Source organism: Paenibacillus stellifer (assembly GCF_000758685.1).
Taxonomy (GTDB): Bacteria; Bacillota; Bacilli; order Paenibacillales; family Paenibacillaceae; genus Paenibacillus_AQ; species Paenibacillus_AQ stellifer.
Map to the genome: position 1 here is coordinate 1,144,043 of NZ_CP009286.1, position 13,621 is coordinate 1,157,663.

General features: G+C 60.1%; 8 protein-coding genes and 1 riboswitch. All 8 genes read left to right on the top strand.

The genetic code is table 11. The features are described from left to right. Positions 1-52 precede the first annotated feature (52 nt). Entirely contained in the window at positions 53-1,309 is a 1,257-nt protein-coding gene (locus PSTEL_RS05260; RefSeq protein ID WP_038693961.1) for a TRAFAC clade GTPase domain-containing protein, read from the top strand. Between the two features lie 3 nt (positions 1,310-1,312). Then, complete coding sequence (locus PSTEL_RS05265; protein ID WP_052098204.1) at positions 1,313-4,396, top strand: GAP1-N2 domain-containing protein; 3,084 nt, start codon at positions 1,313-1,315, stop codon at positions 4,394-4,396. A gap of 274 nt (positions 4,397-4,670) precedes the next feature. Further along, a riboswitch (cobalamin riboswitch) is annotated at positions 4,671-4,870 on the top strand. Between the two features lie 351 nt (positions 4,871-5,221). Beyond that, entirely contained in the window at positions 5,222-7,348 is a 2,127-nt protein-coding gene (locus PSTEL_RS26040) for an S-layer homology domain-containing protein (RefSeq protein ID WP_052098205.1), read from the top strand. A gap of 196 nt (positions 7,349-7,544) precedes the next feature. Beyond that, positions 7,545-8,417 carry a DUF4430 domain-containing protein gene (locus tag PSTEL_RS05275; protein WP_052098206.1) on the top strand — a complete coding sequence of 291 codons (873 nt, stop codon included), beginning with the start codon at positions 7,545-7,547 and terminating at the stop codon, positions 8,415-8,417. After that, on the top strand, positions 8,414-9,355 hold the full coding sequence (locus PSTEL_RS05280) for an energy-coupling factor transporter transmembrane component T (protein ID WP_052098207.1): 942 nt from the start codon (positions 8,414-8,416) through the stop codon (positions 9,353-9,355). Before PSTEL_RS05275 ends, PSTEL_RS05280 begins: the two co-directional genes overlap by 4 nt. Continuing rightward, positions 9,271-10,968 (top strand): ABC transporter ATP-binding protein, encoded by a 1,698-nt coding sequence (locus PSTEL_RS05285; RefSeq protein ID WP_038693963.1) that lies wholly within the window; start codon positions 9,271-9,273, stop codon positions 10,966-10,968. Before PSTEL_RS05280 ends, PSTEL_RS05285 begins: the two co-directional genes overlap by 85 nt. Continuing rightward, entirely contained in the window at positions 10,962-11,645 is a 684-nt protein-coding gene (locus PSTEL_RS05290) for an ECF transporter S component (protein ID WP_038693965.1), read from the top strand. The genes PSTEL_RS05285 and PSTEL_RS05290 overlap by 7 nt, the downstream gene beginning before the upstream one ends. Positions 11,646-11,842: 197 nt before the next feature. Continuing rightward, positions 11,843-13,549 (top strand): methyl-accepting chemotaxis protein, encoded by a 1,707-nt coding sequence (locus PSTEL_RS05295; RefSeq protein ID WP_038693967.1) that lies wholly within the window; start codon positions 11,843-11,845, stop codon positions 13,547-13,549. Positions 13,550-13,621 lie beyond the last annotated feature (72 nt).

A 13,621-nucleotide genomic window follows, 5' to 3' on the forward strand; every position in this document is an offset into this window, starting at 1 on the left:
GGTACCGTCCTCCATAGGACGGCGCAGCCGTTTCTTCTTAGGAGGAATAATCATGTCATTTTTCAGCAGGTTTCTGAAGAAGAGCCAGCCGCAGCAGCGGCCGCTGTTCTACGATATCGTATGTCCCTACTGCTTCAGCAAATTCGAGCCCTCGCAGACCGTCTTCCGCGCGGCGCACAGCCGGGAGGATGACGAGGACTACGCGCTCGGCGAAGATGACGCGCTGAACCGGTACCGCGAGCGCTTCGGCCTCGATTCGGTAGACGATCTGGAAGCGATCCTGGTGCCGGCCGACATCCCTGAGGAATACCACCACTACAGCGACAACGTGCTGACCGGGCTGACCGACCGCTACGGCGTCCTGACGCGCAAGCGGCTCTGCCCGTACTGCCACAACGAGCTGCCGGTGACGGCGGGCAAGGTGCCGAGCAACATCATTTCCATCATCGGCGCATCCCAGGTCGGCAAATCCGTCTATATGACCTCGCTGATCCACACGCTCCAGCACACGACGGCCGGTCATTTCGACGCCGCCTGCATGCCGCTGAACGCCAAGATCAGCCAGAAATTCCGCTCTCTGTACGAAGATCCGCTGTTCCAGCGGGGCGATCTGCTGTCCTCCACCCAGAAGGAGAAAATGCAGGAGCCTTTTATTTTCCAGTTCGTGTTCAAGGATGAAGAGAAGCCGCCGCTGACGCTCGTCTTCTTCGACGTGGCGGGCGAAGGCATGGTCGATCAGGACTATCTCGGGCTGCACGGGCAGCATATCAAGAACTCGGCTGGCATTCTGTTCATGGTCGATCCGCTGCAGATCCGGTCCATCCGGGATAAAATCCGCATCAACATCGGCGACCGTCCAGGTGAATGGGTATCCCAATACGACGAGCCGCGCGATGTGGTGCTGACGCTGTTCGGCGATTTCATCGCCTATCAGGAGAAGAGCAGAACCGACATTCCCACAGCGGTCGTGCTGACCAAGAGCGATATGCTGTATTCCCTGAAGGACGAGGACGGGGACTATATCAAGGCGAACAGCAACGTATTCAACAACTATGTGCACCGCGGCACACTGAACCTCAGCGAAGTGGACAATATCGACGGGGAAATCAGCCGGTTTCTCGCCAAGGTGGACCGTCCGTTCAAGGATACGATGGACGTGTATTTTTCGGATACGGCCTATTTCGCGGTGTCGGCACTGGGCAGCAATCCGGTGAATCAGAAGATCGAGGGCGTCGTCAGCCCGATCCGCGTGGACGAGCCTTTCCTGTGGCTGCTGCATAAGCTGAAGTTCATCGAGGGAGGCGATTAAACGGTGGGCATTCAAATGGAGACGGCCGTCCAGCAGCAGATGTATACGCGCCAGCGGAGCGGGATTTTCCGGTCAACGGAAGGCTTCGATACGGTGGCGAAGTCAGGCGGTCTCGACAATAATTTTATCAAAAAAGTTCTCCATCCCTTCTGCTTCTACGACGCTCCGGCGGAGCTTGCATCCAAGGGAGAGAAGGACGAGTCGCAGTACCCGCAAGCCCTGCATTTGTTCCATTTGGAGAGCGGGGAGACGGTGCTGGGACAGAGCCGGTTTCAATCCGCGGATTTCACGGGACTGCGAAGCGCTTTTTTCACGCATAACTATGTTCTTCCTTCTTCGCGGGCCGATGAAATCGTCACCCGATTCAGTGATTATCTGGACGCGGAGTTTGCGGAGGGGTTCTCCGGAGAGCCGGGAGAAGCGCTGCCGGAGCTGGCCGCCGTTCCCGCTTCAAGAAGTTCCCGTCCCCGTCCGGAAGAGGTGCTGCGAACGCTTGGCATTGGCGAGGATATATTCAAAAGCCTGTTGCATTCCGCGATGCAGTCCATAGCCGGCAAAAAGAAAATATACGTCACGCTGAACGTGCCGGTGGCGCGGCTGCCCAAGGCGGCGGCAGACCTTACATGGGTGCTGCTGGGCGCGCTGCCGTTCGAGTTCCGGCGCAGACTGGGCGTGCTTACATACGCGGCGGAGCCGCAGAGCCGGAAGTACATCCACCTGACCTTCGTGGAATCCGGCTCGCTGCGTCCCGGCGACCGGGAAATCGAGAAGGATTATCTCTTTGATCTGGCCGCCGGGCGGACGCAAAATACGGATCTGGCTCCCAATACTCCTAGCCCTTTCCTCGATCTGGCGTGGGAGCTGCTCCACCGGGGCAGAGATGCCATGGATGACTTCGGTGCATTCGCGGACGGGATGCTCCAGGGAGAAGGCTTCGAGCGGAAGCTGTCGCTTGCGGCGTACAACGAGCTGGCAGCGTTCTACCGGATCGAACAGGGTGACGAGGGACTGTACCGGGAGAACAAGGCTGCCGTGCTCGGCGGGCTGCTGAGCTATCTGGAACGGGAAGGCGCGTTGGAGTCGAAAATCCGGCTTAACGATCTGTTCCTGGAACGGTTCGACCGGGAGTTCGACGAGATCCGGCAGAAGGGCGTACCGGAGCCAGCTGTGCTGGAGAGCTTCCGGGATTATTTCTCGCTGAAGGGCCACAATTATCGGACGCGCATCGTCGATTATTTCATCAATGGCATGCTGAACGCGCAAAACGCCGGACGGGACGACGCGCTGGCGGCGGCATTTCGGGTAGTGGAGGGCAGCAGCGAACTGGCGGCCGCGTTCTTCGGCAAGCTGCTCAGTACGCCGGTATTCGCGCGCCTGCTGTTCCAGCCGTATGTGGATGCCCGGCTGGCTTCTGCCGAACAGACCGCGGATTTGATGGAGTTTGTGGCAGACTGGGACCGGTTCATGCCGGAAGCGCTCCGGCTGCCCGCGCTCCGGGACGGGCTGCGGGATTATTTGCCCGAGAAGCTGGAGAGGGAAGAGGATTCCGTCTTGGCGGTGGCCGCGATCCACGACTATATCGAGCAGGCGGAGAAGAGCCGCCGCCGGGGAGCCGGCATCGGCCTGGACGCGCTGGCACTGATGAAGGAGCTGGCGGCTTCGGCTGACCGTTATCTGCTGACCCGGCTGTCGCTTGAGGAGATTACGCAGGAGCAGCTGCTTGAGCTTACTTTCGTACGCTACTCGCTCGATATGGGCGAGTGGGACCCGCCGCTTGATCTTCAGAGCAGACGGAAGGCGAATGTGCTGCGGGCCGCTTACCGCTGGTTCGGCGAGGAAGACCCGGATGCCGGGATTTTCGAGAAGCTCGCGCCGCAGGAGCTGGACGATGTACAGCTCCTGGGGCAGCGCTGGCTGAAAGAGAGCCGGGGAGCGGAGCCGTTTGCCCGGATTCCGCTCGCCTTCTATCACAGCATGAACCGCGAAGGCGGACCGCTGGAATATGAATCCGTGCTGGATCATGTGCGGCGCAAGGCTGGCGACAAGGAGACCGTGTACCGCTTCCTCGCCTGGTCGCAGGACAAGCCTCTGTTCGCCGTCTCGTCCAAGAAGCTGTATCCAGGCTACCGGCGGGCGATTTTGAAGCATTTTGCGGCTCATGACCGTGAAGCGTTCAAGAACCGCGATTTCCGCAAAAACGAGCTGGCCGCCGCAGGCCCCGCCCTGCAGGGAGTCTACACGGAGGCCCGCAATCAATTGGCGCCGCCGCTCCGGAAATGGGCGTCCCGCCGCTTTCCCTTTCTCCTCGGGACGGCGGTGATTGTGCTGCTGGCCGCGACGCTGCTCGTCTTCCTGCTGACGAGAGGCGCCGGCAACGAAGCGGCGCCGGCCGCTTCGCCGGCGCCTACCGGGGCCGCGATGCCGTCGGCCCCGGCCTATCTCCCGGCCGCCGTATATCTCGGCGGCGGCGAAGACGGACGCTCGCTGCTGTTCGCCTTCGCGAGCGCGGATGACTGCCGCCAGTTCAACCCGGCGGAAGTCACGGTGGATACGGGCGCGGGCGAGCCCGTTATCTATAAGGTGAGCAGCCTGTCCCACGGCTGCTCGCTGCCCGGCGGCTCGCCTGCCGCAAGCGGCGAGCCAGGCTCCGGCGCGGCATCCGGCACGGCCGCGCCGGAAGGCAGCGCGCTCCCGGCGTCAAGCGCGGGAGCGGACAACAGCGCAGCCGCCGCAGATAACGCGGCGGGCGGCGCTTCACCATCTCCCGCAGCCGGGGGAGATGGTACATCAGCATCCCCGGCTGTTTCCGGGGATGGCGCTACCGCTGCAAGCGGAGCGGCAGCGGCGTCCGCGTCGCCGGGCGGAACGGCTTCGCCCGCTCCGGCCGGCGGCCAGGGCGCGGCGGGAAACGCAGTCGCGCCTTACCAGGTGACCGTGACGCTCGCCTCAACTCCGACGCTGACAGCCGGAAGCACGATCAAGGCGGAGGACTACACGCTCGTCCTGATGGACAACCCGCTGGCGGCATCTGCGTCGCCTTCACCGTCGCCATCTGCGGGCGAAACCGCAGAGCCGTCTGCGGAATAGCGGGAGACTGCCCCGTGATACCATAACCCTGCACGGCGCCTTCGCCTCCCAAGGATAAACGCCTTATGGTGTCTTCTGACGCCATGCGTTTACCGGGAAATAGAAGACCATGATAAGCGCTCAGCTTATACATTCTTCTATTTCGAGCTGCGAGGTCCGTCATACGGGGTTATTTTTGCGATAGAGGGATGCCGCGGGCATATTCTTCGCACTGTAAGACTTTAGGATATGGACAACCTTCACAATTACCGATATGATAAATGATGTTTAAAAATGAATACGTCTTAAAAAAGGTGCGGGTCCCTTGCGGGCCCGCTTAAAAGGGAAGCCGGTTGAAATCCGGCGCGGTCCCGCCACTGTAATTGCGGAGCGTCCCTCCGAGTTAGCTGGCCACTGCTCTCTTGATGGAGCGGGAAGGCCGGAGGGAAGCGGTGAGGCATAAGCCAGGAGACCTGCCTTTTTGTCACATACGGCAGCGCGAAGCGCCAGACGACTTCGCTTCGCGGCGTATGTTATTCGGGCGGCGGACAGAGATTGCGGTCCGCTCCGCCCGGATCAGGAGCGGATGTCCTTCGGGGGGTGAGGGCATCTGCGCGGAAGAACCGGCCGATATCCGGAATCGATGCTGCATCGTTTCCGGCTCTATGAGAAGACCGCTCCCTCTTGGGGGTGGTCTTTTTTTCCCGGGAATAGAAGGGCCTACAAGCCTCACCGTGTAACCGGCCCGATATTTCCCATGTACGCTTGACGTCTTTAGGATGCGGACTTCGCGATTATCCTTGATGAACGACTCCCGACTATTTTTACAGGAAAGAGGATGAGGCAATGCTGCACAGAGTTTATTCGAGAGCAAGCGCGCTCGGAATGGCATTATTGTTAGTTATTTCACTGGTTGGCGGATCTTTCTCCTCAGGAGCAGGCACGGCAGCGGCTGCTGCATCCGGCAGCTCCGCTTCGGCGGCAGCTTCCAGCAGCTCTGTCAGCGCAACCGAGGCGGTCTATTCGGCCGCCGAGTATGTGCTGAGCCAGGGCGTAACTTCCGATTGGCAGGCAATCGGACTGGCGCAGGCGGGATATCAACTCCCCGCTTCCTATGTAACGTCTCTGGAAAGCCAGGTTAAGACTGGCGCCGCCAAGTTCTCGGCAACGGATTATGCGCGCACGGTGCTGGCGGTTAAAGCGGCCGGTCAGGACCCGACTTCTTTTGCCGGAGTCAATCTGGTTGAGAAGGTATACGGCAACACCGGACTGAAGGGAACGCTCAACGGCTATGTGTTCAGCCTGATCGCTCTCGGCTCCGGGGATTACAGCATCCCGGCCGGCGCGGTGTGGACCAAAGACAAGCTCGTTCAGCGGATTCTGAAGAGCCAGAACAGTGACGGCGGCTTCACGCTGATTGCCGGAAGCGCAAGCGATCCCGACATGACGGCCATGGCGCTTACCGCGCTGTCGCCTTATAAAGGACAAGCCGATGTGGACGCAGCTGGTAAAAAGGCAGTAGCCTGGCTGTCCAAGCAGCAGTCATCGAACGGCGGCTATGGCGCGAGCAGTGAGAGCGCAGCGCAGGCAGTTATCGCACTGTCGGCCTATGGCATTGACCCTGCCGGAGCCGATTTCACCAAGAACGGCGCGACGCTGGTCAGCCGCCTGCTGAGCTTCCGTCTCGCGGACGGCAGCTTCTCGCACACACTGGGCGGCGGCAGCAATGTGCTGGCGACCGAGCAGGCGCTTGAAGCGCTCGCGGCATATGGCCTGTATGCCAAAGGCAACGGCAATCTGTATGACTTTACCGCTAACCCGCTGGCTGCAAAGCCGAAGGTGCAGGTAAGGGTTGACGTAGAAGGACCGACAGCTTCCATCGGCGGCGGCACGGTCTATAGCGGCATTGCCCTGGACGCGTTGAACAAGCTGGCCCAGGCCGAAGGCTTCGCCGTTGAGACGAAATCCAGCTCGTTCGGCATCTTCGTTGCCGGCATAGGCGGTGTGGGTTCGGCAAGATTCGGCGGATATGACGGATGGATGTACACGATTCAGCGCGGAGGCAAGTGGCTTAACGTCTATGACGCGGTTGACCAGCTTACGCTGCAGGCAGGCGATCATCTCGTGTTCTACTACGGGGATTATGGCGTAACGAAGCTGGTGGATTCCGTCACCTATCAACCGGCTGAACCGAAGGAGGGCACACCGCTTCAAGTCACTGTGAGCAGTCTCGCCTGGGACTTTGACGGCAATCCCGTAACTGCGGGCGCAGCAGGCGTTACCGTCTCCATCGGCGGGAAGACGGCAGTGACCGACGGCAAGGGCGTCGCATCGTTTGGCTCTGATCTGCCTCCAGGCAGCCAGACGGTGGAGATTACGGGCTATAAGGAGAATGCAGTACCATCAGTGGTCCGGTATACGGGCTCCGTGAAGGTGACCGCTCTGACGATTTTCACCGACGAGAAGCAGATTTCGCCTTGGGCGGTGGCATCCGTACATGCCGTATATAACAGCAAGCTGATGGAAGGCGTAGGCAGCGGCAAGCCGACCTTCGCTCCGAAGGCGAAGATCACCCGCGCCCAGTTCGCAGCCCTGCTGCTTCGTCTTACGGGCAATGAACCGTCAGCTTCCGGCACCGCAAGCTTCAGCGACGTGAAGGCCGGTTCGTGGTATTATGGTTATGTTGTGAAAGCGAAAGCGCTCGGCCTGATCGGCGGCGTAACCACGACATCCTTCAAGCCGGACGCGTACATTACCCGCCAGGATATGGCGGTCATGATTGCGCGGGCTTACAAGCTGTCTCCTTTGACGAAGACCACTTTCACCGACAGCGGCAAAATCAGTTCGTACGCGCTGAACGCCGTGAACGCCATGACGGAAAAAGGCTACATGACCGGCATCGGCTCGGCCTTTGATCCGCAGGGTCTGGTGACGCGCGAAATGGCGGCTGTTGTAGCCTCCAGATTGCCTTAAGCCTTAACCTTAAGCAAGAAGTCAAACTTTAAGCTCAGGGCAGTCCCGCTCTTCCGAGCAGGAGTATTCAAATATTCGAAGGTGCGGATCGCCGCCGGAACCTTGGCGGCGCCCGCGCGCCAATTACATTCCACATCGAACGGGGGAGGCAAGAGTGCCCCCGTTCTTTCCCGTTTAATGGAGGTGCAGGTCAACGATGAGGATTACGTTCCGTCAAGCCAGTGCAAGACTGCTCCCGGTGCTGCTGCTGTCCGCCGCCCTGCTGTCCGGCTGCGCTTCGGACCGCGGCGCGGCCCCGGCGGGCAGTGCGCCGCCCGCCGCCCAGACCGCCGCCGCCGAGGATATCGGCGGCGCATTGGAGCCGGCTTCCGCTTCGCCGGAAGCCGGCTCCGTGCCCGGCGCGGATGCCTCGCCGGGCGTGACAGCGGCCGCCGGAACGCCAGCGGCCGCAGAAGCCTCGGCCGGGGCGGCGACCGCCCGGCCGTCATCAGCTCCCGGCGCTGCGCAGCCGGGAGTCGGAACCGCCGCCGCAGGCACAGCGCCGGCGGCATCCCTCCGGGCCGGAACTGACGGCCCGGGCAAGAGCGCGCCGGCCGGCAGCGCGGCGCCCAAGGCATCGGCGGCGGCGAAGCCCGCCGCCTCGGCGCAAGCTTCCGCCGGCACCGTGAAGCCGGCGGCCACGGCCAAGCCGTCCCAGGCTCCGGCGCCATCCCCCTCGCCCAAGGCGACGTCCGTTACCATGTCGATCATAGGCGACGACCAGACCGGAACGATTCTGCCGCCGACCGCAGTCGATGTGCAGGAGGGAGATACGGCACTGGAGGTACTGAAGCGGGCCACCCGCGCCCGCAAAATCCAGATGGAGTACAGCGGAGCCAAGGCCTTCAGCTATGTCCGGGGGATCGATAATCTGTATGAGCAGGACCGGGGTGCGGAGAGCGGCTGGATGTACCGGGTGAACGGTGAATTCCCGAGCGAAAGCGCAGGGGCGTACCGCCTCTCTCCGGGGGATAAGCTCGACTGGCTGTACACGCTGGATATGGGCAAAGACCTGGGAGCTCCAAGATGAGCGGCTTCCGGTCTATGCACCCGGCGGTGACGATCGTCTACTACGCCGGTCTGCTGGCGTTCACGCTGCTGCTCTTCCACCCGCTGTTTCTGGTTACGGAAATCGCAGCTCTGACCGGGCTGCTCGTTCTACAGGGGCAGGGGAGAACGCTGGTACGGAGTCTTCCCTTTGTCCTGATCGTCGCAGTACCTGCCGCGCTGCTCAATCCGCTGTTCTCGCATCGGGGCGCCGTCATTCTGTTCTATTTTATGGACCAGCCCATTACGCTTGAGGCTGTGCTCTACGGGCTCATGATGATGCTTGTGCTGCTGTCGGTGGTTATTTTGTTTCTGTCTTACAACTACACGGTGACACCGGACCGTTTCCTGTATTTGTTCGGCTCGGCGGCCCCCACAACCGCCCTGCTCGCGCTGATGACGCTCCGCTTCGTGCCGCTCTTTCAGCGGCGGCTTGCGAAGATCACGCTTATTCAGGGAGCGCGGGGGATTACTGTGGCTAAAGGCAGCCTCCGCGCCCGCATGTCAAGCGGCATGACGCTGCTGAAGACGCTCCTGAGCTGGTCGCTGGAGGAGGCGCTGCAGACTGCGGACTCCATGAAAGCCCGCGGCTATGGAATACGCCGCCGCAGCTCCTATTCGGTTCACCGGCTGGAGCGCCGGGACCGGGCGGCTCTGATCGTGCTGGGAGCCACGGCTGCCGGCATTGTGTGGGGCTGGTACGAAGGATTCGGATATATCATGATCTATCCCCGGATGCGTCCCCATATGTTTACATATGCCGAAGCGGGGATGTACGCCGCCTTTTGCTTATTTACGATGCTTCCGCTGTGGGTGGAAGGGAAGGAGATCTGGTTATGGAAATACTCCGGGCGCAGGAGCTTTCGTTCCGCTATCCCGAAGCGTCCCGGCCTTCATTGGACCGAATATCGTTCGGAATAGAGGAAGGGGAGTTCATCGTTCTCTGCGGGCCTTCGGGCAGCGGGAAGACGACGCTCCTTCGGCATCTCAAACGGGAGCTTGCACCGGTCGGGGAGAAGAGCGGAACCGTGCTGTACAGGGGGATGGAGCTTGGCGAGCTTCCGCCCGAGACGGCCGCCGGCGAGATTGGCATGGTCTTTCAGAATCCGGATGCGCAGATTGTCATGGAGACCGTATGGCAGGAGCTGGCTTTCTCTATGGAAAATATGGGGCTGCCGCCTTCCGTGATGCGCAGCAGACTGGCGGAGTTCGCCGGATTGTTCAATCTGGAGCCGCTGCTCTATAAGCCGGTTCACGAGCTGTCTGGCGGCCAGAAGCAGCTGGTCAATCTTGCTTCCGTGCTGCTGCTTCACCCCCGGCTGCTGCTGCTCGATGAACCGACATCCCAGCTCGATCCTGTGGCGTCCCGGGAGTTCATCCATCTGCTGCGGAGGCTGAACGAGGAATTGTCGATGACGATTATCCTGAGCGAACACCGCCTGGAGGAGGCGATGCCGCTCGCAGACCGGGTTCTGGTCATGGAGGAAGGCAGGCTTGCCGCCTGCGGCACTCCCCGGGAGCTGGTGCTTGCCAGCGGCCGGGAGGCAGGGAAGGGGCTGGAGCCGTACCTTCCGTCGGCGTCGCGCCTGTTCCTGGCGCTGTCTCCAGAGCCGGACGACCGTCGGCCGGATCAGGTTCCATTGACCGTCCGCGAAGGCAAACGCTGGCTTGGCGAAGCCGCCGTAAGCCGCCGTCTCCAGCCGGAAGCGGCTTCGGCCATCAGCCTATCTTCGCCCGGACCCGCCGCACTTCATGGCGCGGCCGGAAGTGCGGATAGGGGCATCACTGCTTCGAAGCCGCTGCTCGAATGCCGGGGAATTTCGTTCCGCTATGAGAAGGACGGCCCTGAGGTTCTGCGGAAGCTGGATTTCTCCCTATACAGAAGCGAGCTCACCGCAATTCTCGGCGGCAACGGGGCCGGCAAATCGACACTGCTTCAAGTAATGGCCGGTCTGCTTAAGCCGCAGCGCGGACGTCTGAAGCCGGGGAGCGGCATGACGGCGGGCTATCTGGCGCAGAACCCGCTGCTCTACTTCAGCCACGATACGGTGGCGGAGGAGCTGGTGCATATGGCCCGCTATGCGGGTCTGTCGGCGGCGGAGGGGGAACGGGAAATCAGTGCTTTGACGGATAAGCTGGGGCTTGGCGGCGTGCTGGACAGCCATCCGCAGGATATTAGCGGGGGCGAGCAGCAGCGGACTGCGCTTGCCCTGGTGCTGCTGCTGCGTCCGGATATTCTGCTGCTGGATGAGCCGACCAAAGGGCTGGACCCGTCAGCCAAGGAGGAGCTGGCGGAGCTGCTGGGCGCTCTCGCCTTGGAGGGCCGGAATGTTACTATAGTTACGCATGATGTCGAATTCGCGGCCCGCTGCGCCACACGCTGTGCCATGCTGTTTGACGGCGGTATAGCGGCGGAAGGAACGCCGTCCGCTTTTTTCGGCGCCAATTATTTCTACACGACAGCCGTTGGCCGGATCGTGCGCGACTGGCTGCCTGAAGCGCTGACGGTTGAGGATGTGATGGCGCGATGGTGAAGCTCCGCCTGCCGCTTCTGATCGGCCTGGGACTGTTCATCGGAGGTCTGGCGCTCTCCTCTGCACTGAAGGACCGGCATTATCTCCTGCTCAGCTTCGTGCTGCTAATCGCAGCCATGCTGCCGCTGTTCCTTCGGCTGGAGCGCCGCAAGCTGGAGCCCCGCGAGCTGGTTCTCCTTGCGGTTCTCGCAGCAGTCGCCGCTGTAAGCCGCATTCCGTTCGCCGCCCTGCCGAGCGTCAAGCCGGTATCGGCCATTGTTATTTTATCCGCTTATGTATTTGGAGCTGAGGCGGGCTTTGTGATCGGGGCGGTGTCGGCACTCGTCTCCAATCTGTATTTCGGACAGGGACCCTGGACGCCTTGGCAGATGTTCGCCTGGGGCATGGTCGGGCTGACCGCCGGCTGGCTGCGGAATACCGGATTTATGAGAAGCCGCCTTGGACTTTTGACATTCGGTTTTGTATGGGGATTTCTGTTCGGCTGGATTATGAATATCTGGACCCTGATCGGGCTCCCGGATGCGTTCAGCTGGGGGCTGGTGCTGACGGTATATGCCCAGAGTTTTTATTTTGACTTGGCGCATGCGATATCGAACGTCATCTTCCTGTCCATTTTGGCGGGAGGGTGGATCAAGGTGCTGGAGCGTTTTCGCCAAAAATACGGGCTGCTGCGTTAAAACGGGAGCCATAGTGTGCAAGCCGGGAGAGGTTCTCCCGGTTTTTTTGATGATGAGAATGTCAAATCTTCCCTTAAAAATCGTGTTATATTTCCTGATATTATCCAAATTTTAGTATCATTCATTTAAACTGTCTCAATCGCCGATAAAAAAGAAAGGAGAAAAGTTCATCCGGGAAGGCGAGGATCAGGCAAACTATGAAAAATTTAAAATTAAGAACAAAAATGTGGCTGCTCACGATCATTGTGCTGCTGTCTCTGCTCAGTGTGGGAATATCGGGCACGCTCACAGGCCAACAGCTGGCCGGCCGTTCCAAGGATATATATCAGCATAACTTGCTGCCTGCACAGTGGGTTTCACAGATTCGTCTGAACAATGAAATGATTAAGTCCGATGTACTGGCGCTTCTGCTGACCGAGGATCTGGCAACCAATGATAAGCTTACGAATGATATCGAAGCCAAGATAGCGGGCAACGACGAAGTGACCAAGAAGCTGAAGCAGCTCAGCTGGGACAATGCGGTCATCTCGCAGAAGCTGAAGGAATATGAATCTCTGCTGCCGGAATACCGCGCCAAGCGGGAGCAGATTATCGTATTCGGCAAGGCCAATCAGAATGCCCAGGCTTACAAGCTGTACTCGGGCGAGTTCAACACGCTGAATGACAAAATGTTCGGTCTCCTGAACGATATCGGCAGCCAGCTTCAGCAGGCTGCGGAGAATACGTATGAGGCTGCTTCCTCACAGGCTGAACGGGCGAGGAACATCAATATCATTATGATCGCGGTGTATGTGCTGATCAGCATGGCGGCCTCCCGTCTCATCTTGGGGCTTATCACCAAGCCGCTGGCTGAACTGCGGAACTTGATGAGCCGGGCGGAGAAGGGCGATCTTACGGCTATGTCGTCGTATTCGTCGAGAGATGAAATCGGCCAGATTATCCAGTCTTACAATACGATGATGGAGAGTCTGCGCCGGATGCTTCACAGCGTTTCGGAGAGCGCCGAGACCTTGTCCGCCTCATCCGAGCAGATGAGCGCTAGCTCCGAACAGACGTCGCTTGCATCCAATTTGATTGCTTCGACCGCTTCCGAGCTTGCAACGGGCTTTGAGGTCCAGGTGAACGCCATCGCAGAGACCAACGCATCTGTCCAGGCAATGGCGGAGGATATCGATTCGGTCCAGACAGGTACGGGGCAGATGTCGGAGCTGATGGCGCTGGCTTCGAATTCTGCCGACCGGGGGGCGGAGAAGGTTGCCTGGGTGTCGGAGCAGATGACCGAGATCAATACGAGCATGATACAGTCGCAGGACACCATCGTTTCACTGGCGAGGCTGTCCGATCAAATCAGCGAGATCATTACGACTATTAACGGTATCGCGGGACAGACAAGCCTGCTCTCGCTCAATGCCTCCATTGAGGCGGCCAGAGCGGGCGAAGCGGGCCGGGGCTTCGCTGTCGTGGCGGGAGAAATTCGCAAGCTGTCCGAAGAGACCGCCAACAGCTCTCTGCATATTACCGACATCATTACTCAGATCCAGCAGCAGACCCGCGAAGCAGTGGAGTCGATGGCTGGCGGGGCAAGGCTGGCGTCGGAAGGTGTGGAGGGAAGCCGCGAGATTGCGGAAGCCTTCGCTCAAATCGTCGCCTCCATTGAGGATGCCATCCGCCAGATGGAGAAGATGAACAAATCGGTCTCCCATGTGTACAGCGAATGCGGCGATCTGGTCGAAGTCATGAACATGGTAAATGAGGTCACCCAGAAAGGGGCGGCAGGCGTCGAGGATGTCAGCGCGTCCAGCCAGGAACAGATGTCGGCCATGGAGGAGATGTCCAGTTCCGCCCGCTATGTGGCGACAGTCGCCGAGGGACTGCAGAAGGAGCTTTCGGAATTCAAGCTGTAGACTGCATGTACTTCCGGGGGCCCATGGGGTATCTCATTCCGGAGAAAAATCGAAATTCACAAAAGCCTGCTG

Coding starts and splice junctions, on each gene's coding strand:
- PSTEL_RS05260 (WP_038693961.1), top strand. CDS start 53: ATGTCATTTTTCAGCAGGTTTCTGAAGAAGAGCCAGCCGCAGCAGCGG.
- PSTEL_RS26040 (WP_052098205.1), top strand. CDS start 5,222: ATGCTGCACAGAGTTTATTCGAGAGCAAGCGCGCTCGGAATGGCATTA.
- PSTEL_RS05275 (WP_052098206.1), top strand. CDS start 7,545: ATGAGGATTACGTTCCGTCAAGCCAGTGCAAGACTGCTCCCGGTGCTG.
- PSTEL_RS05280 (WP_052098207.1), top strand. CDS start 8,414: ATGAGCGGCTTCCGGTCTATGCACCCGGCGGTGACGATCGTCTACTAC.
- PSTEL_RS05285 (WP_038693963.1), top strand. CDS start 9,271: ATGGAAATACTCCGGGCGCAGGAGCTTTCGTTCCGCTATCCCGAAGCG.
- PSTEL_RS05290 (WP_038693965.1), top strand. CDS start 10,962: ATGGTGAAGCTCCGCCTGCCGCTTCTGATCGGCCTGGGACTGTTCATC.
- PSTEL_RS05295 (WP_038693967.1), top strand. CDS start 11,843: ATGAAAAATTTAAAATTAAGAACAAAAATGTGGCTGCTCACGATCATT.